The organism is Xanthobacter sp. DMC12 (assembly GCF_056314105.1).
The window spans coordinates 460,964-487,952 of the sequence record NZ_JBQUYZ010000001.1 but is presented as its reverse complement, the minus strand read 5'-3'; the positions used below and the strand labels follow the sequence as shown (position 1 = coordinate 487,952).

General features: G+C 67.4%; 25 protein-coding genes. 14 read left to right on the top strand and 11 right to left on the bottom strand.

The genetic code is table 11. The features are described 5' to 3' along the window. The first annotated feature begins 85 nt into the window (after positions 1-85). Positions 86-3,217, top strand: a complete 3,132-nt coding sequence (gene uvrA / locus ACT535_RS02100; RefSeq protein WP_476363182.1) for an excinuclease ABC subunit UvrA — start codon at positions 86-88, stop codon at positions 3,215-3,217. 26 nt (positions 3,218-3,243) lie between these two features. Here uvrA and ACT535_RS02095 read toward each other — a convergent pair whose 3' ends face one another. Continuing rightward, the gene (locus tag ACT535_RS02095; RefSeq protein ID WP_476363181.1) at positions 3,244-3,960 is read right to left on the bottom strand and encodes an FkbM family methyltransferase; all 717 of its coding nucleotides are present in this window, start codon (positions 3,958-3,960) and stop codon (positions 3,244-3,246) included. 307 nt (positions 3,961-4,267) lie between these two features. Here ACT535_RS02095 and ACT535_RS02090 point away from each other — a divergent pair, with 307 nt between their 5' ends. The 5 genes from ACT535_RS02090 to ACT535_RS02070 all read left to right on the top strand — a co-directional run bounded on the left by ACT535_RS02090 (position 4,268) and on the right by ACT535_RS02070 (position 8,986). After that, positions 4,268-4,429: a YjiS-like domain-containing protein gene (locus ACT535_RS02090; protein ID WP_168457794.1), complete on the top strand. Its 162-nt coding sequence runs from the start codon at positions 4,268-4,270 to the stop codon at positions 4,427-4,429. A gap of 193 nt (positions 4,430-4,622) precedes the next feature. Continuing rightward, entirely contained in the window at positions 4,623-6,068 is a 1,446-nt protein-coding gene (gene trmFO / locus ACT535_RS02085; protein ID WP_476363180.1) for a methylenetetrahydrofolate--tRNA-(uracil(54)-C(5))-methyltransferase (FADH(2)-oxidizing) TrmFO, read from the top strand. 9 nt (positions 6,069-6,077) lie between these two features. Continuing rightward, the gene (locus tag ACT535_RS02080) at positions 6,078-7,181 is read left to right on the top strand and encodes a serine/threonine protein kinase (RefSeq protein WP_476363179.1); all 1,104 of its coding nucleotides are present in this window, start codon (positions 6,078-6,080) and stop codon (positions 7,179-7,181) included. A gap of 129 nt (positions 7,182-7,310) precedes the next feature. Then, complete coding sequence (locus ACT535_RS02075; RefSeq protein ID WP_476363178.1) at positions 7,311-8,483, top strand: isovaleryl-CoA dehydrogenase; 1,173 nt, start codon at positions 7,311-7,313, stop codon at positions 8,481-8,483. 161 nt (positions 8,484-8,644) lie between these two features. Next, positions 8,645-8,986, top strand: a complete 342-nt coding sequence (locus tag ACT535_RS02070; RefSeq protein ID WP_168457790.1) for a hypothetical protein — start codon at positions 8,645-8,647, stop codon at positions 8,984-8,986. Positions 8,987-9,064: 78 nt separating this feature from the next. Here the strand turns inward: ACT535_RS02070 and ACT535_RS02065 are convergent, their stop codons facing one another. From ACT535_RS02065 to ACT535_RS02045, 5 genes are all read right to left on the bottom strand, one after another. Then, on the bottom strand, positions 9,065-9,721 hold the full coding sequence (locus ACT535_RS02065; protein ID WP_476363177.1) for a TMEM175 family protein: 657 nt from the start codon (positions 9,719-9,721) through the stop codon (positions 9,065-9,067). Positions 9,722-9,831: 110 nt separating this feature from the next. Then, the gene (locus ACT535_RS02060) at positions 9,832-10,632 is read right to left on the bottom strand and encodes an FAD binding domain-containing protein (protein ID WP_476363176.1); all 801 of its coding nucleotides are present in this window, start codon (positions 10,630-10,632) and stop codon (positions 9,832-9,834) included. Positions 10,633-10,641: 9 nt separating this feature from the next. Beyond that, positions 10,642-13,020: a xanthine dehydrogenase family protein molybdopterin-binding subunit gene (locus ACT535_RS02055; protein WP_476363175.1), complete on the bottom strand. Its 2,379-nt coding sequence runs from the start codon at positions 13,018-13,020 to the stop codon at positions 10,642-10,644. A gap of 76 nt (positions 13,021-13,096) precedes the next feature. Next, a complete protein-coding gene (locus tag ACT535_RS02050) occupies positions 13,097-13,615 on the bottom strand; it encodes a (2Fe-2S)-binding protein (protein ID WP_476363174.1) in 519 nt (172 codons plus the stop codon). A 161-nt stretch (positions 13,616-13,776) separates the two neighbouring features. Beyond that, positions 13,777-14,841: a bile acid:sodium symporter family protein gene (locus ACT535_RS02045; protein WP_476363173.1), complete on the bottom strand. Its 1,065-nt coding sequence runs from the start codon at positions 14,839-14,841 to the stop codon at positions 13,777-13,779. 363 nt (positions 14,842-15,204) lie between these two features. Between ACT535_RS02045 and ACT535_RS02040 the strand changes: the two genes are divergently transcribed. From ACT535_RS02040 to ACT535_RS02005, 8 genes are all read left to right on the top strand, one after another. Continuing rightward, positions 15,205-16,122 (top strand): ABC transporter permease subunit, encoded by a 918-nt coding sequence (locus ACT535_RS02040; protein ID WP_168457784.1) that lies wholly within the window; start codon positions 15,205-15,207, stop codon positions 16,120-16,122. Continuing rightward, positions 16,122-17,627: a high-affinity branched-chain amino acid ABC transporter permease LivM gene (livM, locus tag ACT535_RS02035; RefSeq protein ID WP_476363172.1), complete on the top strand. Its 1,506-nt coding sequence runs from the start codon at positions 16,122-16,124 to the stop codon at positions 17,625-17,627. The genes ACT535_RS02040 and livM overlap by 1 nt, the downstream gene beginning before the upstream one ends. Then, entirely contained in the window at positions 17,627-18,562 is a 936-nt protein-coding gene (locus tag ACT535_RS02030) for an ABC transporter ATP-binding protein (protein ID WP_476363171.1), read from the top strand. The genes livM and ACT535_RS02030 overlap by 1 nt, the downstream gene beginning before the upstream one ends. Continuing rightward, on the top strand, positions 18,559-19,326 hold the full coding sequence (locus ACT535_RS02025) for an ABC transporter ATP-binding protein (protein WP_168457781.1): 768 nt from the start codon (positions 18,559-18,561) through the stop codon (positions 19,324-19,326). The genes ACT535_RS02030 and ACT535_RS02025 overlap by 4 nt, the downstream gene beginning before the upstream one ends. 1 nt (position 19,327) lies before the next feature. Further along, complete coding sequence (locus tag ACT535_RS02020) at positions 19,328-19,786, top strand: DUF6867 family protein (protein ID WP_476330155.1); 459 nt, start codon at positions 19,328-19,330, stop codon at positions 19,784-19,786. Between the two features lie 124 nt (positions 19,787-19,910). Further along, entirely contained in the window at positions 19,911-21,011 is a 1,101-nt protein-coding gene (locus tag ACT535_RS02015) for a branched-chain amino acid ABC transporter substrate-binding protein (protein ID WP_476363170.1), read from the top strand. Positions 21,012-21,249: 238 nt separating this feature from the next. Continuing rightward, a complete protein-coding gene (locus tag ACT535_RS02010) occupies positions 21,250-22,350 on the top strand; it encodes a branched-chain amino acid ABC transporter substrate-binding protein (RefSeq protein ID WP_168457779.1) in 1,101 nt (366 codons plus the stop codon). An 80-nt stretch (positions 22,351-22,430) separates the two neighbouring features. Next, complete coding sequence (locus ACT535_RS02005; protein WP_476330144.1) at positions 22,431-22,844, top strand: rhodanese-like domain-containing protein; 414 nt, start codon at positions 22,431-22,433, stop codon at positions 22,842-22,844. On the opposite strand, the gene ACT535_RS02000 is transcribed toward ACT535_RS02005, so the two are convergent. The 5 genes from ACT535_RS02000 to ACT535_RS01980 form a co-directional block, all read right to left on the bottom strand. Next, a complete protein-coding gene (locus ACT535_RS02000) occupies positions 22,826-23,284 on the bottom strand; it encodes a type II toxin-antitoxin system RatA family toxin (RefSeq protein WP_168457777.1) in 459 nt (152 codons plus the stop codon). The genes ACT535_RS02005 and ACT535_RS02000 overlap by 19 nt on opposite strands. Position 23,285: 1 nt before the next feature. Continuing rightward, the gene (gene lipA / locus ACT535_RS01995) at positions 23,286-24,239 is read right to left on the bottom strand and encodes a lipoyl synthase (RefSeq protein WP_168457776.1); all 954 of its coding nucleotides are present in this window, start codon (positions 24,237-24,239) and stop codon (positions 23,286-23,288) included. 124 nt (positions 24,240-24,363) lie between these two features. Further along, positions 24,364-24,642 (bottom strand): GlsB/YeaQ/YmgE family stress response membrane protein, encoded by a 279-nt coding sequence (locus ACT535_RS01990; protein WP_029558464.1) that lies wholly within the window; start codon positions 24,640-24,642, stop codon positions 24,364-24,366. A 268-nt stretch (positions 24,643-24,910) separates the two neighbouring features. Continuing rightward, complete coding sequence (gene lpdA, locus ACT535_RS01985) at positions 24,911-26,326, bottom strand: dihydrolipoyl dehydrogenase (protein ID WP_476363169.1); 1,416 nt, start codon at positions 26,324-26,326, stop codon at positions 24,911-24,913. Beyond that, complete coding sequence (locus ACT535_RS01980; RefSeq protein ID WP_476363168.1) at positions 26,319-26,954, bottom strand: nucleoside 2-deoxyribosyltransferase; 636 nt, start codon at positions 26,952-26,954, stop codon at positions 26,319-26,321. Before ACT535_RS01980 ends, lpdA begins: the two co-directional genes overlap by 8 nt. Between the last annotated feature and the right edge of the window lie 35 nt (positions 26,955-26,989).

Here is a 26,989-nt window from a genome sequence, read left to right as displayed (position 1 = left end):
GTCGGCGTGTTTGCCGCCGCAAGCGTGGCACGATCGTTCCTCAGGCCCCGACCCCTTTTTGCGCCGCAGGCGCCAGCGGATGTCCATGTCTGATCGCGCAGCCTCCCCGCGTCCCGCCCCCCGTCGCGATGCCCGCACCCTGTCGGTGCGCGGCGCGCGCGAGCACAATCTCAAGAACGTGGATCTCGAAATCCCCCGAGACAGCCTGGTGGTGTTCACCGGCCTGTCCGGTTCGGGGAAAAGCTCGCTCGCCTTCGACACGATCTATGCGGAAGGACAGCGGCGCTATGTGGAAAGCCTTTCGGCCTATGCCCGCCAGTTCCTGGAGATGATGCAGAAGCCGGACGTGGACCAGATCGACGGTCTCTCGCCGGCCATCTCCATCGAGCAGAAGACCACATCTAAGAACCCGCGCTCCACGGTGGGCACAGTCACCGAGATTTATGACTACATGCGCCTGCTGTGGGCGCGCACCGGCGTGCCCTATTCGCCGGCCACGGGCCTGCCGATCGAGAGCCAGACCGTCTCGCAGATGGTGGACCGCACCCTCGCGCTGCCAGAAGGCACGCGGCTCTTCTTGCTGGCGCCGGTGGTGCGCGGGCGCAAGGGCGAGTATCGCAAGGAACTCGCCGAGTGGATGAAGAAGGGCTTCCAGCGGGTCAAGATCGACGGCACCTTCCACGAGATCGCCGAGGCACCGGCCCTCGACAAGAAGTTCAAGCACGACATCGACGTGGTGGTGGACCGCATCGTCGTGCGCGCGGACCTCGCCCAACGCCTCGCCGACAGCTTCGAGACCGCCCTCGGCCTCGCGGATGGCATCGCGGTGGCGGAGTTCGCCGACGAGAAGGACGAGGCCGGCGATCCGCGCCGCATCATCTTCTCGGAGAAGTTCGCCTGCCCGGTGTCCGGCTTCACAATTCCGGAGATCGAGCCGCGGCTGTTCTCCTTCAACAATCCCTTCGGCGCCTGCCCGGCCTGTGACGGGCTCGGCGTGGAGCAGACCATCGATCCGGACCTCGTGGTGCCGGACAAGGCGCGCTCGCTGAAGCAGGGCGCCATCGCCCCCTGGGCCAAATCCACCTCGCCCTATTACGGGCAGACGCTGGATGCGCTGGCCAAGCACTACCACTTCAAGCTGAACGTGCCCTTCGCCGACCTGCCGGAGCAGGCGCGGGAGGTGCTGCTGTTCGGCTCGGGCAGCGAGAAGATCACCTTCCACTATGACGACGGCATGCGCGCCTATGAGACCTCGAAGACCTTCGAGGGCGTGGTGCGCAACCTCGACCGGCGCTGGAAGGAGACGGACAGCGACTGGGCGCGGGAGGAGATCTCCAAATACTTCTCCACCGTGCCCTGCAAGGTCTGCAACGGCTACCGGCTGAAGCCCGAGGCGCTGGCGGTGAAGATCGCCGGGCGGCACATCGGCGAGATCGGCGAGCTTTCCGTGCGCGGGGCGGCCGGATGGTTCGAGAACCTCCCGGCCCAGCTCACCGACAAGCAGAACGAGATCGCCGGACGCATCCTCAAGGAGATCCGCGAGCGGCTGCGCTTCCTGCTCGACGTGGGGCTGGAATATCTGACGCTGGCGCGGTCTTCGGGCACGTTATCGGGCGGCGAGAGCCAGCGCATCCGCCTCGCCTCGCAGATCGGCTCGGGCCTCACCGGCGTGCTCTATGTGCTGGACGAGCCCTCCATCGGCCTGCACCAGCGCGACAACGAGCGCCTTCTGGGCACGCTCAAGCACCTGCGCGACCTCGGCAACACGGTGATCGTGGTGGAGCACGACGAGGACGCCATCCTCGCCGCCGACCATGTGGTGGACGTGGGCCCGGGCGCGGGAATCCACGGCGGGAAGATCGTGGCACAGGGCACGCCGGCGGAAATCCTTGCCAATCCCGCCTCCCTCACCGGCCGCTATCTCACGGGCGAACTCAGCGTGGGCGTGCCGGCGCGGCGCAAGCCCAATCCGAAGCGCATGCTCAAGCTCACCGGCGCGCGCGGCAACAACCTGAAGAATGTCACGGCGGAAATTCCCCTCGGGCTGTTCACCTGCATCACCGGCGTGTCGGGCGGCGGCAAGTCCACGCTGCTGATCGACACGCTTTACAAGGCGGTGGCGCGGCGGCTGAACGGCGCCTCGGAGGCCCCTGCCCCGTTCGACAAGCTGGAGGGGCTGGAACACCTCGACAAGGTGATCGATATCGACCAGTCGCCCATCGGCCGCACGCCGCGCTCGAACCCGGCGACCTATACCGGCGCCTTCACCCCCATCCGCGAATGGTTCGCCGGCCTGCCGGAAGCGAAGGCGCGTGGGTATGGCGCCGGGCGCTTCTCCTTCAACGTGAAGGGCGGGCGATGCGAGGCGTGCCAGGGCGATGGCGTCATCAAGATCGAAATGCACTTCCTGCCGGACGTGTACGTCACCTGCGACGTCTGCAAGGGCAAGCGCTACAATCGTGAGACGCTGGAAGTCACCTTTAAGAACAAGTCCATCGCCGACGTGCTCGACATGACGGTGGAAGAAGGGGCGCAATTCTTCAAGGCCGTCCCCTCCGTGCGCGAGAAGCTGGAGACGCTGCACCGCGTCGGCCTCGACTATGTGAAGGTCGGCCAGCAAGCCACCACGCTGTCCGGCGGCGAGGCGCAGCGGGTGAAGCTCTCCAAGGAGTTGTCGCGGCGCGCCACCGGGCGTACGCTCTATATCCTGGACGAGCCGACGACCGGCCTGCACTTCCACGACGTGAAGAAGCTGCTGGAGGTGCTGCACGAGCTGGTGGAGCAGGGCAATTCGGTGGTGGTGATCGAGCACAATCTCGAAGTCATCAAGACCGCCGACTGGATTCTCGACCTCGGCCCCGAGGGCGGCGACGGCGGCGGCGAGATCGTGGTGGCGGGCACGCCGGAGACGGTGGCGGCCAGCAAGCGCTCCCACACCGGCCGTTTCCTCGCCGAAGTGCTCGCCCGCCGTCCGTTCGCGGACGGGCAGAAGGCCGGCGACACAAAAGGGTCAGCCAGGCCGGCTGAGCCGGGGCGGGGGAAGGCCGGTCGACGCTCTGCCTCGCCGGACGTGGTGGAAGCCGATGCGGCCGATGAGACACGCGTCGTGGCGCAGGCTGTGCCGGATACACTGGGCGGCGCAGGTGAAGCGCCCGCAGAGGCATCCGATGCGCCCCGGGTCACGCGCGGCAGGCGGCGCCGGCAGGCGGCCGAATAAGGCTCGCCTTCCGACTGCCCGCCGCCTCAGGCCATACGGGCGGAACCCGGACGGATGCCGCGGCGGAGCAGACGGCCGATGCCGTAGGTCCACGCGAGCTGCGCCCGTGCGCGCAGGCTCAGGTGCCGGGCGGTCTCGTGCGGCACGAACCACGCATTGTGGCCGGTACGCCGAACGAGATGGTAATTGCCCTGACGCAGAACGGCGCACGTCTCCGCGAACCGCTCCCGGTCGTCGACCACGACCAGCTTGGGCTGGAAGCGGCTGAGCGTCAGTCCCTTCAGCACGTCGGGCTCGGCGCCTTCCACGTCCACCGAGAGGAAGTCGATGCTGGAGAGCCCGGCGTCGTCGAGAATGGAGTCGAGGGTCGCGGCCGGCACCTCGATCACCATGTCCTCCGGCCGCACCTTGCGCGGATCGAAGACGACGGTGCTGGCGCCGCGCCGTTCCAGCAGGGCCACTCGGCCGGCGACAGCGGCCTCGGGTGCGACACAGGCGCACTGCACCACGTCCGCCTGACGGGCACGGCGCAGATTTTCGGCGAATTCCGGCACGGGCTCGACCAGAAGCCCCCGCCATCCGGTGAGTTCCAGGTGGAGCGTCTGGCTCTGGAAGACCGGGTCGTAGGCCCCCACCTCGACAAAGAAGCCTGTCGAACCCAGAAAACGGGACGTGAGGCCCCGTTCCTCCTGGGCAGTATAGATAGCGTCCCCGGCTAGGCCGGCGGCGTTCGCCACGTTCATCACATGCCCCCAATGCGTCTTACGCATACGCGGCACGCCGCGCGAGCAGCGTCCCGAGAGGGCCCCCGCCCACTCACGCTCGACATAGCATGGGGGAGGCAGAAATATACCTCTCCAAAAACGAGACTTGCCAAGGATATGCAATGCAGCATTGCACTATTCCCATGCGTTAACGAGCGATTGCCCGGACCATGCACGCGTTGCATTGCTGCAATGCATCAGCGCTCTATGGCGACGCAGCATGAGAGCATATGTTGCTGCCAGCAAGTGGAGTCGCTGCAAGGCGCACCACGAAAGGAGAAGTAAGATGTTGCTCTGGGGTTTGCTGGCTCGCCAGTTTCGCCGGTGGCAGGTCTACAACCGCACGGTTGCGGAGCTGTCCAGCCTTGATGATCGGTCTCTCGCGGACATCAACGTGTCGCGCAGCGAGATCCGCGCGGTGGCCCGCCACGCTTCGGCCGTTGCCTGATTTCAGACAACGCCGCCATGGCTGAGCCTGCCTTCGGGCAGGCACCGGAGAATGGTCCCTCAGGGGGCCATTTTCGTTTTTGGGGCCCTCACAGGATGCGGATGGCTGCGAGGGTTGAAGTCTGAGCGGCGCGTGTGGCACATCCCTTGTCCCGCCGGATGCCCCTGATTGCCGGCGCCGCACTGGAGCCGCGATGCCTGACACTTTTTGGCCCGACCGTCCGAATGGCGATAATGTCGCACCCGTCCATGTGGTCGGCGGCGGTCTCGCGGGCTCGGAGGCAAGCTGGCAGCTGGCGATCCGCGGCGTTCCCGTCGTGCTTCACGAGATGCGGCCCGTGCGCGGCACCGAGGCGCACCTCACCGATGGCCTCGCCGAATTGGTCTGCTCCAATTCCTTTCGTTCGGATGATCCGCAGGGCAACGCGGTCGGCGTGCTCCATGCGGAGATGCGCCGCGCCGGCTCGCTGATCCTGAAGGCGGCGGATGCCAACCAGGTGCCGGCCGGCGGCGCGCTGGCGGTGGACCGGGAGGGCTTCTCCCGCGCCGTCACCGCCGCACTGGAAGAACACCCGCTCATCGATATCCGTCGCGAGGAGATCACCGGCCTGCCCCCGGCCGAGTGGGACAATGTGATCCTCGCCACCGGCCCCCTCACCTCCCCCGCGCTGGCCGAAGCCATCCTTGGCCTCACCGGCGAAAGCGCCCTCGCCTTCTTCGATGCCATCGCGCCCATCGTGCATTTCGACAGCATCGACATGGGCAAGGCCTGGTTCCAGTCGCGCTACGACAAGGCGGGACCGGGCGGCACGGGCGCAGACTACATCAACTGCCCAATGGATGAGGCGCAATACAATGCCTTCATCGATGCGCTGATCTCCGGCGACAAGGCGCCCGTGCGCGACTTCGAGGCCAAGACCCCCTATTTTGACGGCTGCCTGCCCATCGAGGTGATGGCCGAGCGGGGCCGCGAGACGCTGCGCTTCGGCCCCATGAAGCCGGTGGGCCTCACCAATCCGCATGCGCCTGATGTGAAGGCCTATGCCATCGTCCAGCTGCGGCAGGACAACAAGCTGGGCACGCTCTACAATATGGTCGGCTTCCAGACGAAGCTGCGCCATGGCGAGCAGGCCCGCGTGTTCCGCACCATTCCGGGGCTGGAAAATGCCGAGTTCGCCCGGCTCGGCGGCCTCCATCGCAACACCTACCTTAATTCCCCGCGCCTGCTCGACGGCACGCTGCGCCTGAAGGCTGATCCGCGCCTACGCTTCGCCGGGCAGATCACTGGCTGCGAAGGCTATGTGGAAAGTGCCGCCGTGGGCCTGATGGCCGGGCGCTTTGCCGCCGCCGAACGGCTGGGACAGGAGGTGCCTGTGCCGCCGATGACCACCGCGCACGGAGCGCTGCTCGCCCACATCACTGGCGGGCATATCGAAGCGGAAGCTGAAGGCGGCCCCCGCTCCTTCCAGCCCATGAACGTGAATTTCGGCCTGTTCCCCCCGCTCGCCGAGGCGCCCAAGGGCGAGGCCGGCAAGCGCTTGCGGGGGGCGGAGAAGACGCTCGCCAAGAAGAAGGCGCTCGCCGCGCGCGCGCTGACCGACATCCTCACCTGGCTCGACAGCCCGCCAGAGGCGGCTTAAGAGGCCCGGATGCCGCGCCAGTCCGTCACGCCGCCGCCCTTGGAATATGATGCCGACCCGGCCCGCTTCGCCGTGGACACGGTGCTGAAGCGCGATGTCTTCTCCACCGTGGAACGCGGCACCTGGACCGACCGCCATGGCCGGGACTGGCCCGCCGTGCGCCGGCGCTGGAACGACGTCTCGCTCTGGTTCGCGCCCATCGCCTACCAGCTCGCGGCCCATGAGATCCACGCGCTGGAGAAGGTGACGCGCACCGGCGTCACCACGCCGTTGCTCGCCGTCGGCAAGCGCTTCCTGGTGCGCGGCTGGATCGACGGGGCGCCGCTGCAGATCGCCCGGCCGGCCGGCGACATGCACTTCTTCCACTCCGCCCGCGCCGCGTTGCTGACACTCCATCGTGCCGGCTACGTCCATAACGACCTCGCCAAGCAGCAGAACTGGCTGCGGGGGGCGGACGGCGAGGCGTGGTTGATGGATTTCCAGCTCGCCCTGCCCTTCAGCCGCCGCTCCAAGCTCGGGCGCGTGCTGGCCTACGAGGACCTGCGCCACCTTCTGAAGCACAAGCGCACCTATTGCCCGGATCAATTGACTCCGCGCGAGAAGAAGGTGTTGGCCACCAAGAGCCTGCCCACCCGCGTGTGGATGGCCACTGGCAAGAAAGTCTACCGCTTCGTGACCCGGCGGCTGATGTCCTATTCCGACACCGAGGGCCGCGGCCCTCGGGTGACGCAGGTGGGGCCGCGGATCGCCGCAGCCCTCGCCAGCCATCCTGCGGTGGCGGAGGTGCACATGTCGGACTTCCAGACGCTGGGCGGCAAGGTCGGCCTCTATGCCTTCGTGGCGCCTTCGGCTCCGGTGACGGCGGACGCCCTGCGCGCCCATCTCGCGGCCGCGCTGCCCGACCGGCCGCACCTCGACCATCTCCAGATCGTCCCGGTGCTGCCCAAGGGGCCGGACGGCGCCGTGCGCGACGACCTGCTGCTGCTCATTGCCCGCAACCAGATCGAGATGCTGGACCAGCTTGCCGGCTCGGAGGCCGTGCGGCTTCAGGTGGCCGAAATCGCGCGTGGGCGGCTCAACCTTACCGATCGCATCACCCGCCCCGCCGCCTGACGAAAGTTGAGCGGCGCGCCATGGCTCCGGCCCATTGATTAAACGGACAACCGTTTTATTCTAGCTCCTGCTTCCCGTCGGCGGCCGCGACCGCGCATGAGAATCGGGGGAGCGAGGGAGGATGTGACCATGCTGCCGAACGCCCCCGGGGGTTTCGACTTCGACCTCGGCGAAACCGCCGACATGCTGCGCGACACCGTGCGCGACTTCTCCCAGGCCGAGATCGCCCCGCGCGCCGCCGAGATCGACAAGACCAACCAGTTCCCGCGCGACCTGTGGCCCAAGCTCGGCGCGCTGGGCCTGCTCGGCGTAACGGCGGAAGAGGAATACGGCGGCTCGGGGCTCGGCTATCTCGAGCACGTCATCGCCATGGAGGAGATCTCCCGCGCCTCCGCCTCGGTGGGCCTGTCCTATGGCGCGCACTCCAACCTGTGCGTAAATCAGATCAGCCGCAACGGCACGCCCGAGCAGAAGGCGAAGTACCTGCCCAAGCTGATCTCCGGCGAGCATGTGGGCGCCCTCGCCATGTCCGAGCCGGGCGCGGGCTCCGATGTCGTCTCCATGCGCACCCGCGCGGAGAAGAAGGGCGACCGCTACATCCTCAACGGCTCGAAGATGTGGATCACCAATGGTCCGATCGCCGAGACGCTGGTGGTCTACGCCAAGACCGACCCCGCCGCCGGCCCGAAGGGGATGACCGCCTTCCTCGTGGAGAAGGGCTTCAAGGGCTTCTCCACCGCCCAGAAGCTCGACAAGCTCGGCATGCGCGGCTCCGACACCGGCGAACTGGTGTTCGAGGATTGCGAGGTGCCGGAGGAGAACGTGCTCGGCGCCGTGGGCAAGGGCGTCAATGTGCTGATGAGCGGGCTCGACTATGAGCGCGCGGTGCTGGCCGGTGGCCCCACCGGCATCATGCAGGCCTGCATGGACGTGGTGATGCCCTATGTCCACGAGCGCAAGCAGTTCGGTCAGCCCATCGGCACCTTCCAGCTGATGCAGGGCAAGATCGCCGACATGTACGTGACGATGAACGCCACCAAGGCCTACGTCTACGCGGTGGCCAAGGCCTGCGACCGCGGCGCAACCACCCGCGAGGATGCGGCCGGCGCCATTCTGTATGCGGCGGAAAAAGCCACCTGGATGGCGCTGGAGGCGATCCAGACGCTGGGCGGCAACGGCTACATCAACGATTATCCCACCGGCCGCCTGCTGCGCGACGCCAAGCTCTACGAGATCGGGGCCGGCACCAGCGAAATCCGGCGGATGCTTATCGGCCGCCAGCTTTTCGACAAGACCGCCTGATAGCTGCGGCCAAGCTCCCGCCAGCGTGTCTGGCGGGAGGCCGGCCGGCGGATTATCGTAGGGGCGGGTTTGCGCACCACGACGCCCCACGGTCGCGCGCTCGGCGGCGGAAGCACGGCTTCCGTTGCCTGTCGAAGTGACGAACCGAAGGATGGAATGCCATGAAGAAGATCATTCTGGCCGCTACCGCTCTCTCTCTGGCTCTGGCCCCCGCCGCCGCTTTCGCGCAGGGCGTGGTGAAGGGTGCCGAGCAGGGTGCGAATGCCGGCGCGGCGGCCGGTGACAAGGCGGCTGGCACGGTCGGCGCCGGCGTCGGCGGCACGGTTGGCGGTGTGGGCGGCGCGGTCGCGGGCGGCGTCGCCGGCGGCGTGCAGGGCACCGGCCACGGTGCCGAGAAGGGCGCCAAGGAAGGCGAGAAGGCCGCTGGTCCGGTGGGCGCGGTGGTCGGCGGCGCCGTGGGCGCGGTCGGCGGTGCCGTGGGCGGCGTCATCGGCGTCAAGTGACGGCACGTCCCAGCCATTCCGGCTGAGGGATTGAAAGGCCGGCGCAGGCAGTCCCTGCGCCGGCCTTTTTTCGTTGGGTCAAGCCGATTCGCCGTATCCGCCCCGCGGCCAGAAGGGCAGGCGCGCCAGCCCATTGAGCAGGTAGGCATACATGGCTTGTCCCGGCGCCACGGCGCTGATGAGCACCGAGAGGACTGCGGTCGCGATGAACAGCGGCAGCACCCCACCCGCGGCGCCCCGCAGCGAACGGTGGCGCGGCTCCACGTCCAGATAGCGGATCGCGATGGTCAGCACGGCCAGCATGGTCATGTTGCCGGCATAGACGAGCACGGCCGGCGTGAGCCCGCCATAGCGCCCCACCAGCCCGGACGAGAACGGCACGGTGGTGACGAAAAACAGAAAGAGGAGCGCGAGGCGCACCGTGTGCCGGTCCACCGTCTCGCTGGTGGGGCGGATTTCGATCCCGCTGCGCCAGAAGGCGCCGAGCACGAAGAACGAAATCACATAGGTCAGCGTCTGATGCGACAGCGACAGGAGATGCGCCGTCAGCTCCGTCGCCGAGGTGAGCGCAAGGTTGTCCGGCAGGCGGATGTCCAGCACCAGAAGCGTCATGGCGAAGGCAAAGATGCCGTCGCTCAGGGCATCCACGCGCGCCTTGGGAAACCGCCCACTCCTGAAGCGGTGGGCGGCCGGGCCGGCGGCATGGTCTGCGGCGCTCTCGGAATCGCTGCTCATGATGCCCCGGCTCGGCACGGCGGCGGTGGTGCCGCCGCTTCAGCTTAGGCCGGAGAGGCCATGCCCGCCACGTTGCCCACTATGCACGCGGGCGGGGAGCAGGGCACATCTCACCCCGTGATCGAGCCCACCGCCTGCTTGAGCATCACCTTCGCCAGCTGCGCGCGGTATTCCGCACTTCCGTGCAGATCGCTCATGAGGTTGGACGGGTCGAGCGCGAGGCCGGAGATGGCGCCCACCGTGAAATCGGAGCCGAGGATGTCCCCCGCCTCGGTCCACAGGAACACGCCGGACTGCCCGGCCCCCGTCACCGCCACCCGCACCTCGGCCGCCGTCTTCGCCACGAATACCCCCGCCATGGCATAGCGCGAGGCCGGGTTGCGGAACTTGGCGTAGGCAGCCTTCTCCACCTTCGGGAAGTCCACGCGGGTGATGATCTCCCCCTCCTCCAGCGCCGTCTCGAACAGGCCGCGGAAGAAATCGGACGCGCCGATGGAGCGGCGGTCGGTGACCACGGTGGCGTTCAGGGCGAGCACAGCGGCGGGATAGTCGGCGGTCGGGTCGTCATTGGCCAGCGAGCCGCCGATGGTGCCCCGGTTGCGCACCGCCACGTCGCCGATCATGCCGGCAAGGTCGGCGAGGGCCGGGATGGCGGCACGCACCACGTCCGAGGCGGCGACCGCGGCGTGGCGCGTCATGGCGCCGATCGCGACGCCTTCCGTGGTGGCGCAGATGCCGGAGAGTTCCGGAATGCGGGAGAGGTCCACCAGCGCGGTGGGCTGGGCGAGGCGCTGCTTCAACGTCGGCAGCAAGGTCTGCCCACCGGCCAGCGCCTTGGCCTCCGGATCGGCGGAGAGGAGCGCGGCGGCGGCGGCGATGGCGTCGGGACGCTGATAGTCGAAGGCGTACATGGCGTCCTCCTATTCCGCTGCAAGACGGGAAGCGCGAGCCTGCGCGATGGCCCACACTTTCGAGGGCGTGGCGGGCATGGGCACGTCCTCGGTGCCGAGCGCATTGGTGAGCGCATTGATGACGGCGGGGGGCGCGCCGATGGCCCCGGCCTCGCCGCAGCCCTTGATGCCGAGCGGGTTGGAGGGGCATCGGGTCTGCGTCATGCCCACCGTGAAGGAGGGCAAATCGCCGGCGCGGGGCATGGTGTAGTCCATGTAGGAGCCGGTCACGAGCTGGCCGTCTTCGTCATAGGTGACGCCTTCCATCAGCGCCTGGCCGATCCCCTGGCCGATGCCGCCGTGGACCTGCCCCTCGACGATCATCGGATTGATGATCTCGCCGAAATCGTCGATGGCGACGAAGGACTTGATCTCGACGACGCCGGTCTCCGGGTCCACCTCCAGCTCGCAGATGTGGCAACCGGCGGGGAAGGTGAAGTTGGTGGGGTCGTAGAACGCCCCCTCCTTCAGCCCCGGCTCGATCTCGGAGGTCGGGAATTTGTGGGCCACATAGGCGTTGAGCGCCACTTCGGCGAAGGCGAGGGAGCGGTCCGTGCCGGCGACGGTGAACTTGCCGTCCTTGAACTCGATATCCCCTTCGGAGGCCTCGAGCATATGGGCGGCGATCTTCTTCGCCTTGGCCTCCACCTTGTCGAGCGCCTTCACGATGGCCGACATGCCCACGGCACCGGAGCGCGAGCCGTAGGTGCCCATGCCGAACTGCACCTTGTCGGTGTCGCCGTGGACCACGCTCACCTGATCGATGGGGATGCCGAGGCGGGCAGAGACGAGCTGGGCGAAGGTGGTCTCGTGCCCCTGCCCGTGGCTGTGGGAGCCGGTGAGCACCTCCACGTTGCCGGTGGGGTTCACGCGCACTTCCGCGCTTTCCCACAGGCCGACGCCGGCACCGAGCGAACCGACCGCCGCCGAGGGGGCGATGCCGCAGGCCTCGATATAGGCCGAGAGGCCAATGCCGCGCAGTTTGCCGTTGCGCTCGGACTCGGCGCGGCGGGCGGGGAAGCCCTTGTAGTCCGCCACCTCAAGCGCCTTGTCGAGGGAGGCGACGTAATCGCCCGCGTCGTAGCACATGATGACGGGCGTCTGGTGCGGGAAGGACTTGATGAAGTTGCGTCGGCGGAACTCGGCCGGGTCCTCCCCGCGCTCGCGCGCCGCCTTCTCCACGATGCGTTCCAGAAGGAACGTCGCCTCCGGCCGTCCGGCGCCGCGATATGCGTCCACCGGGGCGGTGGTGGTGTAGATGGCATCCACCTCGCAATAGATGGCCGGGATGGCGTACTGGCCCGACAGCAGCGTCGCGTAGAGATAGGTGGGGATGGAGGAGGCGAAGGTGGAGAGATAGGCGCCCATATTGGCGCGCGTCTTGATGCGGAAGCCGATGATGTGGCCGGCCTCGTCCATCGCCAGCTCGGCGTGGGTGATGTGGTCGCGGCCGTGGGCGTCGGAGAGGAAGGCCTCCGAGCGGTCGCCCGTCCACTTCACAGGCCGGCCCACCTTCTTCGACGCCCAGGCGCAGACGGTCTCTTCCGCATAGATGAAGATCTTGGAGCCGAAACCGCCGCCCACATCAGGGGCGATGACGCGCAGCTTGTTTTCCGGCGCGATGCCGACGAAGGCGGAGAGCACGAGTCGGGCGACGTGCGGGTTCTGGCTGGTGGTCCAGAGGGTGTAGGCCTCGTCGCCGGAATCATATTCGCCGATGGCCGCGCGCGGCTCGATGGCGTTGGGGGCGAGGCGGTTGTTGACGATGTCGATGCTCGTCACCTTCGCCGCGCGGGCGAACGCCGCCTCGGTGGCGGCCTTGTCGCCCAGTTCCCACTCGAAAGCGGTGTTGCGCGGGGCGCAATCGTGGATCTGCTCGCCGTCGGTGGCCGAGGCGAGGTCCGCGACCGCCGGCAAAAGCTCGTATTCGACCTCGACCGCGAGCGCGGCGTCCTTCGCCTGGTTCAGCGTCTCGGCGATCACGACGGCCACGTGGTCGCCCACATAGCGCACCTTCTCCTTCGCCAGCGCCGGATGGGAGCCCATCTTCATGGGGCTGCCGTCCTTGGAATGGATCATCCAGCCGCAGATGAGGTCGCCGAGCCCATCGGCGGCGAGGTCCGCGCCGGTGAGCACGTCCACCACACCCGGCATGGCCTTGGCCGCGGTCGCGTCGATGTGGCGAATGCGGGCGTGCGCGTAGGGCGAGCGAACGAAATAGGCATAGGCCTGCCCGGGACGATCGAGATCGTCCGTGTAGCGGCCCTTGCCGGTGATGAAGCGGTGGTCTTCCTTGCGCCGGACCGCGGCGCCGATGGGCGTGACGGAGCTGGAAACGCTGGCGTTCATCGGGATCCTCCCGGCGCCGCCCTTTGCGGGCGGGCTATGTCTGCGAAATGCTTGGCGGACGGGGTGCGGCAGCCGCCTATTCGGCGGCGCGCGGCGCCTCGGCAGAGCCCATGGCGGCGGCGCCCGCGGCGACGGCCTTGACGATGTTGTGGTAGCCCGTGCAGCGGCAGATGTTGCCGTCGAGGTTCTCGCGGATGGTCGTCTCGTCGAGGTCCGGGCCGAAGCGGGCCACGAGATCCACCGCGCTCATGATCATGCCCGGCGTGCAGAAGCCGCACTGCAGGCCATGATTCTCGCGGAAGGCTTCCTGCATGGGGTGCAGCTTTCCGCCGGTCGCCAGCCCCTCGATGGTGGTGACGGAGGCGCCGTCCGCCTGCGCGGCGAGCATGGTGCAGGACTTCACCGCCACCCCGTCGAGATGGACGACGCAGGCGCCGCACTGGCTGGTGTCGCAGCCAACGTGGGTGCCGGTCAGGTCCAGCGTCTCGCGCAGGAACTGCACCAGCAGGGTGCGCGGATCGATCTCGGCTGAGACGGACTTGCCGTTCACGGTCAGACGGACGGGGACGCGAACGATGGTCGTCGCCTCGGACATGCCTCACCTCCCTGGGCCGGCCCCCGGTTGCCCGGGCATCGTTGCGGCGCGGGGTTCGTCCCCGCGTCCGGCGTTCACGGCAGCCGGCCGTTTTTCATTCCTCCAATGTGGGACGGCGCCGGTGACGCGGTCAAGACGGGGGTGCTCCGATGGGGAGCCCGTCACGCTCTCGTGCGCGCGGGCTCCGGCAGGGGCAAAGCGTCGTCCTCGGCGACCAGCGAGGGCTCACTTTCCTCGGCTTCCATGATCGCCAGCGCATCAGCCCGCGAGGCGAAGCGGTTGGCGATGACGCCGACGATGACCAGCTGGAGGAAGTGGTAGAGCATGATGGGCGTGATGATGAGCGACAGCGCCGGCGCCGCGCCGAACATCACGTGAGCCATGGGCAGGCCCGTCGCCAGCGACTTCTTGGAGCCGCAGAAGGCGACCGCCACCGTGTCCGGCGCGGAAAAGCCCATCAGCCGGCACACCCCGCGGGTCAGCGCGTAGACCACAGCGAACAGGCCGACGACGGCGACGATCACCTCGGCCAGCAGCAGCGGGCTGAGCCCCTTCCACACACCCGAGACCACGCTGTCGCAGAAGGAGTTGTAGACGATGGCGAGGATCACCACCCGGTCCGCCGCCTTCACCACCGCGCGGTGGCGCTCCACCGTCTTGAGCAACAGCGGCCGCAGCGCCTGACCGATGGCGAGGGGCAGAACCACCAGCGTCACCAGCTTCAGGATCACCGCGCCGAGGTCCATGCCGTCACCCACGGCGTGGAGATACCACGCCATGAGGGCCGGGGTGGCGAACACGCCGATGAGGCTGGAGATGGAGGCGTTGAAGATGGCCACCGGCACATTGCCGCGCGCCAGCGAGGTCATCGCCACCGAGGACGACACGGTGGAGGGGAGCGCCGCGAGGAAGAAGAAGCCGATGGCGAGCGGCTCGGGGAATAGCCCGCTGGCCAGCGCCAGCGCACCCACCACCACGGCGGGGAAGACAAGGAAGGTGGTGGCCTGCACCACGAGGTGGAGGTCCCAGCGCGCCGCGCTCTCGAAGAGCCGCCGCGGGGAGAGCGAGACGCCATAGAGCAGGAAGATGACCGCCACGCCCCACGTTGCCGCCTTGTCGGCATGGAGGATGCCGCCGGTGACGCCCGGTCTGGGCCAGGCGAGGGCAAGGACGACGGCGGTGGCGAGGGCGACGAGAAAGGGATCGAGCTTCAGTCGTGACAACATGAGCCGTGTGACGAGGCGTGGGGATGATGTCCCCTCCCCGCGGCCGCTTCCCATCCCCATCGGAGCCCGCTGCGCCTGAGGCGCCGGGCGGCTCCGCTTGTGCCGCCTCGGAAGCATCTGAGATGCCCGCGGCGGCCCCGCCGATCTTGTTGTCGACAATATACCAGAAAGGTATCCGCCTGCAATTGCCCCCGCAAGGGCGAAATAAAGGCAGAGGAAGCTTGGCAGAAGGCTGTGGTTGACGGGTGCGGCGACGCAATTGTGTCAGCCGATGGGCCGGGTTATGACTCTCTAATACGGCAGCGCACAATCATCGGGCACGATGAGATAAGAGGCGCCCGAACAGAGGGGTTCAAGCGGCGGATGGATGTCTTCCTCCAGCAGCTCATCAACGGATTGACCCTCGGGTCGATCTACGGACTGATCGCCATCGGCTACACGATGGTCTTCGGCATCATCGGAATGGTGAACTTCGCCCACGGCGACGTGTTCATGGTCAGCGCCTTCATCGCGCTCATCTGCGTGCTGCTGCTGACGACGGTGATCGGCCTCAGCTCCATCTTCCTCATCCTCGCCATCACGCTGGTTGTGGCGATGCTGTTCACCGGCCTCGTGAGCTGGACCATCGAGCGCGTGGCCTACCGCCCGTTGCGCGGCTCCTTCCGCCTCGCGCCGATGATCTCCGCCATCGGAATGTCCATCCTGCTTTCGAACTTCGTGCAGGTGGCGCAGGGCCCGCGCAACAAGCCGCTGCCGCCCATGGTCACGGACGTGATCGTCGTCATGGAGAACAACGGCTATCAGGTCACGCTGGCCTACAAGCAGGTCATCATCATGGTGGTGACGGCGGTGCTGCTGGCAGGCTTCTGGTATCTGGTCCAGAAGACATCGCTCGGCCGCGCGCAGCGGGCCTGCGAGCAGGACCGCAAGATGGCGGCGCTGCTGGGCGTGAACGTGGACCAGACCATCGCCCTCACCTTCGTCATCGGCGCCGCGCTCGCCGCCGTCGCAGGCGTCATGTACCTCATGTACTACGGCGTGGTGAACTTTGCCGACGGCTTCGTGCCGGGGGTGAAGGCCTTCACCGCAGCCGTGCTGGGCGGCATCGGCTCGCTGCCGGGGGCGGTGCTCGGCGGCATCCTCATCGGCCTCATCGAGACCTTCTGGTCGGCCTATTTCTCCATCGAATACAAGGATGTGGCGGCGTTCTCCATCCTCGTCGTCACGCTCATCTTCCTGCCGCAGGGCCTGCTCGGCCGGCCGGAAGTGGAGAAGGTGTGATGGCGACCGTATCCGGTCCGGGGCTCAACGATCTGGGACTGCCCGATCCCACCGTGGTGCTCGATCCGGTCCCGCTCCCGCCCCCCGGGCAGGAGCGGCGGCCCTCGGCGGTGGCGGGTGCGATCAGGGACGCCATCGTCAGTGGCCTTCTGACGGCGTTGTTGCTGCTTCCGCTCGTCGGCTTCCGCGCCAGCGAATCGGGCACCGGCTCCTTGGTCCTCACCTATCGCTTCGGGCTCGTCGCCATCTTCGCGGGCATCGTGATGGTGGGGCGCTTCGTGCTCATGCTCACGGTGTGGAATCCGAACCGTCCGCCCCGCCGCGTCTCCACCACGCCCGGCGCCATGGCCCGTCTCGGCGCACTGGCCGCGCCGGCGGTGAAGCCGGTATTCTTCAGCTTCGCCATCCTCTACCCGTTCCTGTCCATTTTGCTCGCCGGCGGGCTCAGCCCGAGCCGCTACTGGGTGGACCTCGGCATCTACATCCTCACCTATGTGATGCTGGGATGGGGGCTGAACATCGTGGTCGGCCTCGCCGGCCTTCTCGATCTCGGCTACGTCGCCTTCTACGCGGTGGGCGCCTACACGTTCGCCCTCCTGTCCACCAGCGTGCCCGTCAACGACTTCTTCGCCGGCACGCTGGGCGATGATTTCTGGACCGCCTGGGCGTTCTGGATCTGCCTGCCTCTCTCGGGCATCCTCGCGGCCATGTGGGGCGTCATCCTCGGCTTCCCGGTGCTGCGGCTGCGCGGCGACTATCTCGCCATCGTCACGCTGGCCTTCGGCGAGATCATCCGCCTCGTGCTCATCAACTGGGTGTCGCTGACCAACGGCGGCGCGGGCATCTCCTCCATCCCGCCCATCACCTTCTTCGGCGTGCCGTTCGATTCCTCGGAGACCGGCTTCGCCAGCATCTTCGGGCTGGAGTTCAACTCCATGCACCGGATGTTCTTCCTCTATTTCGTCATCCTCGGCCTCGCCGCGCTCACCGCCATCGTCACGATCCGGCTGCGCAAGATGCCGGTGGGCCGGGCCTGGGAAGCGCTGCGCGAGGATGAGATCGCCTGCCGCTCGCTCGGCATCAACACGACGCTCACCAAGCTCACCGCCTTCGCCACCGGCGCCATGTTCGGCGGCTTCGCCGGCGCCTTCTTCGCGGTGCGCATCCGCTTCGTCTCGCCCGAGAGCTTCACCTTCATGGAATCGGCGGTGATCCTCGCCATCGTGGTACTGGGCGGCATGGGCTCGCAGATGGGCGTCGCGGGCGCGGCGATCCTGCTCATCGGCGGCATGGAGCTGCTGCGCAACCTCTCCTTCCTCAAGGCCGACTTCCTCTTCGGTCCGGACTTCGACCCCTCCCTCTACCGCATGCTCATCTTCGGCTTCGCCATGGTGGCGGTGATGGTGTGGCGTCCGCGCGGCCTCGTCTCCAGCCGCATGCCGACCATCTTCCTGAAGGAGCGCAAGGCGGTGTCGGGGTCGCTGGTGAAGGAAGGGCACGGCTGATGGCGGGCGAGCCCCTCTCCCCGGCCCGGTCGTGGGACCGCAATCCGATCCTGAAGGTCGATCACCTGTCCATGCGCTTCGGCGGTCTCGTCGCCGTCAACGACGTGTCCTTCGCCGCCGGGCGGGGCGAGGTGACGGCGGTGATCGGCCCCAACGGTGCCGGCAAGACCACGGTGTTCAACTGTATTACCGGCTTCTACAAGCCCTCAACCGGCCGCCTCGCTCTGTTCCACGGTGGCCCGGCGAGCGACGCGGAAGTGGACGGCGTCACTGCCTCCGGCCTCGCCTGGGGCAAGTCTCAGGCCGGCGCGCTCTACCTGCTGGAGCGCCTGCCCGACCACAAGGTGGCCTCCTGGGCACGGGTGGCGCGCACATTCCAGAATATCCGCCTGTTCTCGGGCATGACGATCCTCGAAAACCTGCTGGTGGCGCAGCACATGTCGCTGACCACCTCCGGCCTTCTCAACCCCGCAGCCATCCTGAACCTGCCGTCCTGGCAGCGGAAGCAGAAGGGCGCCGTGGACCGCGCGCTCTACTGGCTCAACAAGATCGGTCTCATCGACCGTGCGGACGATCCGGCGGGCGACCTGCCCTATGGCGACCAGCGGCGGCTTGAGATCGCCCGCGCCATGTGTACCGACCCGGTTCTGCTCTGCCTCGACGAGCCCGCCGCCGGCCTCAACCCGCGCGAATCCGCGGCCCTGAACGAGTTGCTGCTCTCCATCCGGCGCGAGCACCAGGCCTCCATCCTGCTCATCGAACACGACATGTCGGTGGTGATGGAAATCTCGGACCACGTGGTCGTGCTGGAATACGGCTCCAAGATCGCCGACGGCACGCCGGACGAAGTGCGCAACGATCCGCGGGTCATCGCCTCCTATCTCGGGGTCGAGGACGAGGAAGAGGCCGTCGCCGTGGTGGAGGCCGGGGCATGAGCGTCGAAACCGTCGCCACAACCGCCCCCGCTCCGGCCGCGCGCAAGGCGCCGCTGCTCTCCGTCTCGGGCGTCACCGCCTATTACGGCAACATCATCGCGCTCAAGGGCGTGGACATCGAGGTGAACGAGGGCGAGATCGTCACCCTCATCGGCGCCAACGGGGCCGGCAAGTCCACCCTGATGATGACCATCTGCGGCAGCCCCCGCGCCCGTGACGGTCGCATCGTCTATGCGGGGCGGGACATCACGAGCCTGCCCACCCATGAGATCATGCGCCTCAAGATCGCGCAGTCTCCGGAGGGCCGGCGCATCTTTCCGCGCATGACGGTCTACGAGAACCTCCAGATGGGCGCCGCCATCGACGGCAACGCCCATTTCGCCGAGGATCTGGAGCGCATGTTCACGCTGTTCCCGCGCCTCAAGGAGCGCATCGACCAGCGTGGCGGCACGCTCTCCGGCGGCGAACAGCAGATGCTGGCCATCGCCCGCGCCCTCATGAGCCGCCCGCGCCTGTTGCTGCTGGACGAGCCCTCCCTCGGCCTCGCGCCCCTGGTGGTGCGGCAGATTTTCGATGCCATCCGGATGCTCAACCGCACGGAGGGGCTCACCGTGTTCCTGGTGGAGCAGAACGCCTTCCATGCGCTGAAGCTCGCCCACCGCGGCTATGTGATGGTCAACGGTCTCGTCACCATGTCCGGCACCGGCGCGGAGTTGCTGGCCCGGCCGGAGGTGCGCGCCGCCTATCTGGAAGGAGGGCGCTGACGTGACCGCACACGACGCCGCGCGCGATCCCGGCCGCGTCACCTCCCCCATGCTCATCGGCCCGGCCATTGCGCTGGTCGTGCTGGTGGCGACCCTGTTCCTCTGGCCGGAGGAGCTGATCGGCGCCTCGCTGGGCGACTTCCTGCTGGTGACGCTGTTCCTCGGCGGCGGGGCGGCCTGGCTCACCGGCAAGGCGGTGGCGCGGTCATGGGAATCCTATGTCCATCTCGTCGTCTATTGCGCGTTGCTCGCCTGCGCGGTGCGCTTCTGCCATTTCGCGCTGTTCCAGGCGACGCTGTTCGACCCGGAGCCGCTGGCGGTGGAATTCGTGCTGCTCGCCTCCATCGCGACGCTTGGTTTCCGCGCCATGCGGCAGCGGCAGATGACCGTGCAATACGGCTGGATGTACGAGCGGCAAGGGCACTTGGCGTGGCATCCGCGCCAGCCTGGCGACGACTGAAGGGCGGGCCGCGCGTACCCTCATGAGAGGGATCGACTCGACCCGTGATTGCGGCACAATGCGCCGCCAACGGATTCACCGGGGCCGGATTGACGCCGGCAGGGTGCAGAAGGGGAGACAAGGCATGAAGAAGCTTTTGATGGCGTCGCTGGCGCTCGGCGCCGGCCTCGCCCTGGCGGCGCCGGCTCAGGCGCAGGTGAAGATCGCCGTCGCCGGCCCCATCACCGGCGATCTCGCCGCCGTGGGCGCACAGCTGAAGAATGGTACCGAGCAGGCCATCATCGACATCAACGCCTCCGGCGGCATCCTCGGCCAGAAGATCGAGTTGCTGGTCGGTGACGACGGCGGCAAGCCCGAGCAGGGCAAGTCGGCGGCCAACAAGCTCATCACTGACGGCGCCAAGTTCGTCATCGGCCACTACAATTCCGGCGTCTCCATCCCGACCTCGCAGGATTATGAAGAGGCCGGCGTGCTGCAGATCAGCCCTGCCTCCACCAATCCCACCTTCACCGAGCGCAAGATGTGGAACACCTTCCGCACCTGCGGTCGCGACGACCAGCAGGGCGCGGTGGCCGGCGCCTACATCCTGAAGAACTTCAAGGGCAAGAAGATCGCCGTCGTCCACGACAAGACGCCCTACGGCAAGGGCCTCGCCGATGAGACCCAAAAGACCCTCAACAAGGGCGGCGTGAAGGAAGTCCTCTATGAGGGCATCAACCCGAAGGAGAAGGACTATTCGGCCCTCGTCTCCAAGATCAAGGCGACCGGTGCCGATCTCGTGTACTTCGGCGGCCTCTATCCGGAAGCCGGCCTGATCGTGCGCCAGATGCGCGACCAGGGCATGAAGACCGTCCTCATGGGCGGCGACGGCATGATCGACAAGGAGTTCTGGTCCATCGCCGGCGACGGCGCGACCGGCACCCTGACCACTTTCGGTCCCGATCCGCGCAAGAACCCCGCGGCCAAGGCCATCGTGGAGAAGTTCAAGGCCAAGGGCATCGATCCCGAGGGCTACGTGCTCTACTCCTACGCTGGCGTGCAGGTCATCAAGCAGGCGGCCGAGGCGGCCAAGTCCCTCGACCCCAAGAAGGTGGCTGAGAAGATCCATTCGGGCATGAAGTTCGACACGGTGCTCGGCCCGCTCACCTTCAACAAGAAGGGCGACATCGAAAAGCTCGACTACGTGGTCTACGTCTGGAAGGACGGCACCTACAGCGAGCTGTGATGCCCCGCGTCCTGATCAAGGCGTGAAAACTGCGAAGCCTGCGCCCTCCGGCGCAGGCTTCTTCGTTTGAGCCAAACTTCGGCATCAAGCCTTGCCCAGGCGCGCTTGTCTTCAGACCCCGCTTTGGCAATCATGCTGCCACAAGGGCAAGGCGCGTCCCATGCGCCCGAAGCCCGGCGTGCGAAGACCGGACCAACGGCTCCGCGCCAGACCTTTCAATCATTTCGAGGGGATCGGGATGAACAGGCTTTCCTTCGCCGCGCTTGCCGTCTGCGCCGGCCTCGCTTTTGCGCCGGGCGCCAAGGCCGATGTGAAGATCGGGGCGGCCGGGCCGCTCACCGGCTCCATCGCCGCCTTCGGCGCGCAGATGAAGACCGGCGTCGAGCAGGCGGTGAACGACATCAACGCCGCCGGCGGCATCAATGGCCAGAAGATCGTGCTTCTCGTGGCCGACGACGGCGGCAAGCCCGAGCAGGGCGTGGCGGCGGCCAACAAGCTCATCACCGATGGGGCGACGTTCGTCATCGGCCACATCAATTCCGGCATTTCGATCGCCGCTTCATCGGATTATGCCGATGCCGGTGTGCTGCAGATCAGCCCCGCCTCCACCAATCCCGCCTACACCGAGCGCAAGCTGTGGAACACGTTCCGCACCGCCGGCCGCGACGACCAGCAGGGGCCGGTGGCGGGCGCCTTCCTCGCCGAGAAGTTCAAGGGCGGCAAGATCGCCATCGTCCACGACAAGTCGCCCTACGGAAAAGGCCTCGCCGACGAGACGCAGAAGGCTCTCAACAAGGCCGGCGTCAAGGAAGTGATGTACGAGGGCATCAACCCCGGCGAGAAGGATTATTCCGCCCTCGTCTCCAAGATGAAGGCGGCCGGCGTTGACGTGATCTACTACGGCGGCCTGCACCCCGAGGCCGGCCTGATCGTCCGGCAGATGCGCGACCAGGGCCTGAAGACCGTTCTCATGGGCGGCGACGCCCTGGCCGACAAGGAATACTGGAACATCGCAGGCACCGGCGGCACCGGCACGCTGATGACCTTCGGCCCAGATCCGCGCAAGAATCCCGCGGCCAAGGGCATCGTGGAAGCCATGACCGCCAAGGGCATCGATGCCGAGGGCTATGTGCTCTATTCCTACGCCGCCATGCAGGTCATCAAGCAGGCGGCCGAGGCGGCGAAATCCCTCGACCCGCAGAAGGTGGCCGCGCAGATCCACACCGGCATGACCTTCCAGACGGTGCTCGGCCCGCTCTCCTTCGACAAGAAGGGTGACATCACCAAGCCCGACTTCGTGGTCTATGAGTGGAAGAACGGCGGCTACAGCGAGCTGTAGGCGAAACAAGCCGCCATCACTGTCCTCTCCCGCAGGGGGAGAGGAGAGCTCAACGGCGGGAAAACAACCGGAGGACGCCCATGCCCCAGACCATCACCCGCGGCTACAAGGCCCTCCTTGCCGAGGCGAACGCGAAGGTCGAGACCGTGACGCCGCAGGAGGCGCTGCGCCGCGCCGGTGAGGGGGCGCTGCTGGTGGATCTGCGCGACCCCCGCGAGCTGGAGCGCGAGGGCCGCGTGCCGGGCGCCTTCCATTGCCCGCGTGGAATGCTGGAATTCTGGATCGACCCGGAAAGCCCCTATTTCAAGCCGGTGTTCGGCGAAGACCGGGCCTTCATCTTCTTCTGCGCCGGCGGCTGGCGTTCCGCGCTGTCGGCGGCGACGGCGCAGGACATGGGGTTGAAGCCCGTCGCCCATGTGGAAGGCGGCTTCAAGGCGCTGCGCGAGGCCGGCGCACCCATGGAGGCGCCCTCCTCCTACCCGACCGTCCTGTAGACCTCGTCCGCCCGCTTCTCGAACGCATCGGCGAAGCGGCGGAAGGCGGCGTCGAACATGGCGCCCATGAGCATGCCCAGCGTGCGCGAGCGAAATTCGTAGGAGATGAAGAACTTCACCTCGCACGCGCTTTCGCCCTGAGGGACGAACTCCCAGCGGTTGTCGAGGCGGCTGAAGGGGCCGTCGAGATATTCCACGTGGATGGTGAGGCGGGGCCGGTCGAGCGTCACCCGCGAGGTGAAGGTCTCGCGGATCAGCTTGTAGGCGACCGTCATGTCCGCCACGAGGATTTCCACGCCCTCGTCCGACTTGGTGCGGCGCTTCACGCGCAGCGCCTGGCACAGCGGCACGAACTCGGGGTAGTGCTCCACGTCCGCCACCAAGTCGAACATATCGGGAGCGGAGTGCCTGACGCGCCGGCTGTTGGAGAAGGAGGGCACGTCAGGCGCGTCCGAGGCGCGCCGCGCGGTTCGAGCGCAGCTTCTCGAAATCGTCGCCCGCATGGTGGGACGAGCGGGTGAGCGGGCTCGCAGAGACCATCAGGAAGCCCTTGGCGTAGGCCACCGTCTCATAGGCCTTGAACTCGTCCGGCGTCACGAACCGCTCCACCTTGTGGTGCTTGCGGGTGGGCTGGAGATACTGGCCGATGGTGATGAAATCCACGTCCGCCGAGCGCAGGTCGTCCATCAGCTGGAGCACCTCGGGCCGCTCCTCGCCGAGGCCGACCATGATGCCGGACTTGGTGAAGATGGACGGGTCCAGCTCCTTCACCTTCTGCAGCAGGCGCAGCGAATGGAAATAGCGCGCGCCGGGCCGCACCGAGAGATAGCGCGAGGGCACCGTCTCCAGATTGTGGTTGAACACGTCCGGCCGCGCCGCGACCACCACCTCCAGCGCCCCGTCCTTGCGCAGGAAGTCTGGGGTCAGAATCTCGATGGTCGTCTTCGGGCTCGCCTTGCGGATGGCGGCGATGGTGCGAGCGAAATGCTCGGCACCGCCATCGGCGAGGTCGTCCCGGTCCACCGAGGTGATGACGGCATGGGAGAGGCCGAGCTTGGCGATGGAATCCGCCACCTTCTGCGGCTCGTCCCGGTCGAGGGCATCCGGCAGGCCGGTGCGCACGTTGCAGAAGGCGCAGGCGCGGGTGCAGGTGTCACCCATGATCATGAAGGTGGCGTGCTTCTTCTCCCAGCACTCACCGATATTGGGGCAGCCCGCCTCCTCGCACACGGTGACGAGCCCGTGCTCCTTCACGATGCCGGCGGTCTTCGACCAGCCGGCCGAGCCCGGCGCCTTCACCCGGATCCACTCCGGCTTGCGCAGCACCTCGGTTTCCGGCCGATGCGCCTTCTCCGGATGGCGGGGCCGTTCCCGCGTGTCGATCACCGTGACCATGAGCGAACTTCCATACCCGGCAGGACGCCATGACGGCGCCCGCACTCCAGCAACATAATGCTCCGCGCCGCCGCCCGGAAGGGACGGCGCCACAGGGCCGGCATACCCCAGCGCGGACATCCCGTCAGCGCGACCTGATCGCCCGCCACACCCACAGCAGGATGATGGCGCCGCCGATGGCGGCAATCAGCGTGCGGAAGAAGCCGTGCACCGGCACGTTCAGCACGCCGGCCAGCTTGTCGCCGATGAAGGCGCCGGCCACGCCGACGAGGAGGTTCGTCAGCAGGCCGTGGTTGCTGGCTGTCACCCGCTCCGCCACCCAGCCGGCGATGATGCCGATGATGATGAGCGAGAAGAAGCCGACGCCCGGCTGGCTCAGGAAGGCGTAGGTCTGCTGGTCCATGATGGCCCCTCCGAAACGCCCGCGGCAGCGCGGACGCCGCGGGATCATGCCGCCAACGGCGGAGCTTGGCGAGCGGTACCGCTCCGGTTCCCCGGACCAGCGACGGCGCAGCCGGAGCGCCGAGCCGGGGTCCAGCGCAAGACTCCCGCGCAGCGGACACAAGCGTGGGCGGCAGGAAAGAGCCGCCTTCGGCGAAGTCCTTGCGCTGGATCCCGGCTCTCGCTCCTCGGCACTCACGTGCCGTTGCGCTCGGCCGGGATACGCTCCCTCACACGTGGATCGCGCGCCCGTAGGCCGCCATGACGCTCTCGTGCATCATTTCGGACAGGGTCGGGTGCGGGAACACGGCGTGGATGAGGTCTTCCTCGGTGGTCTCGAGGTTCATGGCGATGACGAAGCCCTGAATCAGCTCGGTCACTTCCGCACCCACCATGTGGGCGCCGAGCAGTTCGCCGGTCTTGGCGTCGAAGATGGTCTTCACCAAGCCGTCCGGCTCGCCCAGCGCGATGGCCTTGCCGTTGCCGATGAAGGGGAAGCGGCCCACCTTGATCTCGCGCCCGGCCTCCTTCGCCTTCTTCTCGGTGAGGCCCACGGAGGCGATCTGCGGCGTGCAATAGGTGCAGCCGGGGATCTTCAGCTTGTCCATGGGGTGGGTGTGAAGGCCCTTGATGGTCTCGACGCAGATCACGCCCTCGTGCTCGGCCTTGTGCGCCAGCATGGGCGGCCCGGCGATGTCGCCGATGGCATAGACGCCGGGCACGCTGGTGCGGCCATAGCCGTCCGCAACGATGATACCGCGCTCGATCTTCACGCCGATGGCCTCGAGGCCGAGGCCCTCCACATTGCCCACCACGCCCACGGCGGAGATCATCCGGTCCACGGTGATGTCGTGCTTGGCGCCCTTGGAATCCTCCACATGGGCGGTGATGCTGTCCGCATGCTTGGTCACGCCCGTGACTTTTGCGCCGGACATGATCTTCATGCCGAGCTTCTCGAAGCGCTTGCGGGCGATGGCGGCGATTTCCTCGTCCTCCACGGGGAGGATCTGCGGCAGCACCTCCACCACGGTCACGTCCACGCCCATGGTGCGGTAGAAGGAGGCGAACTCGATGCCGATGGCGCCGGAGCCCATGACCAGCAGGCTCTTGGGCATCTTCTCGGGCACCATGGCCTCGAAATAGGTCCAGATCAGCTTCTTGTCGGGCTCAAGGCCGGGCAGCGCGCGCGGGCGGGCGCCGGTGGCGACGATGATGTGCTTGGCGGTGTAGTCGCCGCCGCCCTTGGCATTCTTGGGCGGATTGGCGCTCGCCTCGACCTTCAGCTTGCCGGGGGCGGTGAAGGTGGCCTTGCCCCAGATCACGTCCACCTTGTTCTTGTTCAGAAGGAAGCCGACGCCGGTGGCGAGCTGGGAGGAGACGCCGCGCGAGCGCTTCACCACGGCCGCCGCATCGAAGCCGATCTTCTCGGCGGAGAGGCCGTAATCCTTGGCGTGCTCCATGTAGTGGTAGATTTCGGCGGAGCGCAGCAGCGCCTTGGTGGGGATGCAGCCCCAGTTCAGGCAGATGCCGCCGAGGTGGCTCTTCTCCACCACGGCGGTCTTGAAGCCGAGCTGCGCGGCGCGAATGGCGGCCACATAGCCGCCCGGCCCGCCGCCGATGACGATGATGTCGTAGTTATCAGCCATGGAAGGTCTCCTCGCCGCGCGCTGATGCGGCGGGCTCTGGTCGTGATGGGGGTCGGGGCGTCCCGAGGCGGCCGCCGGCGTGGGCTTCGGCGAGGCGCACAAGCGCCTCCTCGAACAGGGAAAGGTCGCGGAAGGGATCCTCGGCCGGAGCTTCGGCCTGGATCACCGGCAGGCAGGAGGCATGGAGCGCCTCGGCCAGCATGAGATTGTCGAAATGGCCGAAGTCCTCCACATGGAGGCCGTCGGCCATGAGGCTGTCCGGCCCCTCGGGCGCCAAGCCGATGGTGGCGCGGGCGCGGTGCTTCAACTCGCCGGGATGGTTGGAATAGGCGGCAACCGGCTTGCCGAGAGCGAAGGCGAACCCGACCTCGAAGGCGGTGCCGGGATCGGCGCTGATGCCGCGGAAGGGCGTGAGGTTGGCGAGCACCGCATCGGCGGTCCGCATCAGCCCGAGATTGGCGGTGAAGATCGCGGTGGCGGAAACCCCGCCGGCCGCATCGAGGGCGATCTCGCCATCGAGGGGAAATAGGCCCGTGAACCCGTGGCGGGCGCACAGCTCCACCTTGCGCCGGCCGATCTCGCGCGCATCGTCGAGGAACACCTCCGGGCCGGCGAGATAGAGCTTCATCGGGTGGGCTTGTCCTTCCGTTCCCCGTTCGATCC